Source organism: Mesorhizobium sp. M7A.F.Ca.US.010.02.1.1 (genome assembly GCF_004023085.1).
Classification (GTDB): Bacteria; Pseudomonadota; Alphaproteobacteria; order Rhizobiales; family Rhizobiaceae; genus Mesorhizobium.
The window spans coordinates 1-2419 of record NZ_RZRV01000080.1 but is presented as its reverse complement, the minus strand read 5'-3'; the positions used below and the strand labels follow the sequence as shown (position 1 = coordinate 2419).

2 protein-coding genes and 1 pseudogene are annotated in these 2419 nt (G+C 61.1%); 2 read left to right on the top strand and 1 reads right to left on the bottom strand.

Annotation, left to right across the window (positions count from 1 at the left end):
- Positions 1-565, top strand: a pseudogene (locus tag EOA19_RS34245) (hypothetical protein); the annotation flags it as partial.
- 241 nt (positions 566-806) lie between these two features.
- Here EOA19_RS34245 and prs read toward each other — a convergent pair.
- On the bottom strand, positions 807-1718 hold the full coding sequence (gene prs, locus EOA19_RS34240; RefSeq protein WP_128306050.1) for a ribose-phosphate diphosphokinase: 912 nt from the start codon (positions 1716-1718) through the stop codon (positions 807-809).
- Between the two features lie 49 nt (positions 1719-1767).
- Here prs and EOA19_RS34235 point away from each other — a divergent pair, with 49 nt between their 5' ends.
- Entirely contained in the window at positions 1768-2295 is a 528-nt protein-coding gene (locus EOA19_RS34235) for a helix-hairpin-helix domain-containing protein (protein ID WP_245486457.1), read from the top strand.
- Positions 2296-2419: the final 124 nt, after the last annotated feature.

Sequence of the window (2419 nt, the reverse complement as noted above, 5' to 3'; positions counted from 1 at the left end):
GGTCTTTCCTCTTCGGCGTGACGGATCGGGCCGTTTCACGCTTGGCGGCGGGGGCCGCGTCGTCGACTGGCTGGTCGAAATGAGGCGCCTGCCGCAAGGCGATATGCTGGACGAGCGCATCGGTAGCGGCCGGCTGGCGGCGACCGAGATAAACGAAGTCGGCAAGATGTTGGCGGACTTTTATGCGCACTACCCGGCGGAAATCGACGGCGGCGCCTATCTGCGTCACCTCATTGGAGAACAGCGGATCAACCGCGCCATCCTGCTCAGGCCTGAATTCGCGTTTTCGGACATAGCGTCCGGCCCGCTCGACATGGTTGACGGCCTGCTGCAGCGATTGAGGCCGCGGATCGAAGCGCGCATTCTTCGCGGCGCGATCGTCGAAGGGCATGGCGACCTGCGCCCCGAACACGTCTGTCTTTGTCGGCCACCCCAGATCATCGACTGTCTCGAGTTCAACCGGTCGATGCGCACCGTCGATCCTTTGACGAGATTAACTATCTCGGCCTGGAATGCGAGATGCTGGGGCGCCATGGATCCGACCGCTTCTGGTCCAGGCTCTTGAAAACCGGCTGCCGGATCGCCCCGATGCCGAGTTGCTGGCGCTCTATGGCGGTTTCCGGGCATTGCTGAGGGCCCGTCTCGGCGTCGCGCATCTCCTGGAGACGCCGATCCGTCATCCGGAAAAATGGCGCCCGCAGGCGATCCGCTACATCAGGCAGGCGGAGCGCGAGATTTTCAGTCTTCGATCCCGATCAGGTCGGAAATCGACCCCTGTGTGTGGAGACGCCTGATCGCCTTGCCGATCAGGCGGCCGACCGGCACAATGTCCAAGGGCGCTTGCGGGTAACGGGCTTTGGTGACTGCCACCAAGTCCACGCTGTCAGTGACGATCGTGCGGTCAATCGCCTGGCTGCCGAACAGCACGTCGGCACCCTTGCCAAAAGTCCGTGCGTGGCGATCGCATGAATGGTCCGGGCGCCGCGTTCACGACAGGCAAGTGCTGCGCGTAGCATGGTGCCGCCCGTGCTGATGAGCTCATCGACAATAAAAACGGCATTATCGGCCACGTCGCCAGCAAACAGTTCGCCCGAAACCACGTTCCGGCTGCGGCGCTTTTCCATGAAGCCGAATCCGATTTGCTTCCCGGTTTCCGCCTCCAGCGCTTCCTTGAGCAATTGCGCGCGCTTTACGCCGCCGCTGTCGGGTGAAAAAATGGTGATCGAAAGATCGCCGGCCAATTTGCCTATCAGCGGAGCAAAGAGCTTTCGCGTATCGAGATGGATGCTCTCGCACCGAAAGGCATTCTGGAAAGCCGCGAAATTATGGACGTCGAGCGTGACAATCCGGTCGGTGCCCATTGCCTCGAAAAGTTGTGCGACATAGCGCGTGGTGACGGGGTCACGCGCCTTGGTCTGCCGGTCCTTGCGCGCATAGGCGAGATAGGGAACGACCGCCGTCACCCGAGCGGCGCCGTTCTCCTTGCACGTTGCCAGGAAGAACAGGAGTTTGCACAGCCTGTCGTTGGCAGACGCGCCGCCACTTCCGGCGAGGCTGTGCAGCACATAGACGTCCTTGCCACGCACGCTGACCAGCGGGCGCGCCTTATGCTCCCCGTCCTCGAAATCTCGTTCTTCATGCGGATCGAGTTCGATCGAAAGCGCTCGCGCCGCGGCCGCGCCGAGTTGTTCCGAGCCTTTGAGTGCGAAGAAGCGCATGTTCTCTTCTATCCAGTTTCAAACACTGATGGATTGATGCGTGTCAAGGATGCGCGGCGACGAATGGACTAGAAGGACCAATCGACAATCTTCAACCCCTGTGCTGGGGGGAACCGTGCCGGAGCCGCTTCAGACCGCGATGCCAAACCCAAGCGTCAAGCCAATGACGACATTGGCGACGAAGCCACCCCTCGAGAACATCGGAGTGGCAGGGAAATTCCGCGATTTTGCCGATCTCCTCGACAGCCAGGGCGCCGACGGTTTCCGCGCACGGGCTTACAGGAAGGCGGCAGATGTTGTTTCCAGGCTGGAACGGCCCCTTGGCGAAATCCTGGCAAAGGAAGGACGCGACGGCCTCGTCGCGCTTCCGGCAATCGGAACAGGCATAGCCGGCGCGATTGCCGAGATGGTTGCAACGGGGCGCTGGTCCCAACTGGAACGGCTGCGCGGTGAGATGGAACCGGAGGCGTTGTTTCGGTCTATCCCGGGGATCGGACCACGATACGCACACCGCCTCGCCGAGGACGGGCAACTCGAAACCCTCGAAGATCTCGAGAATGCCCTCCACAGCGGCTAATGCAGTTCACTTAGGCACCTTCAGTGTTCTGACAGGATATTTGGCTGGTAGCTTTTTGACGACACGGGGGCATGATCGCCCCCGTGTTTTTGGGAGGATGAGGTCTCCCAGCCGTTGTCTTAAT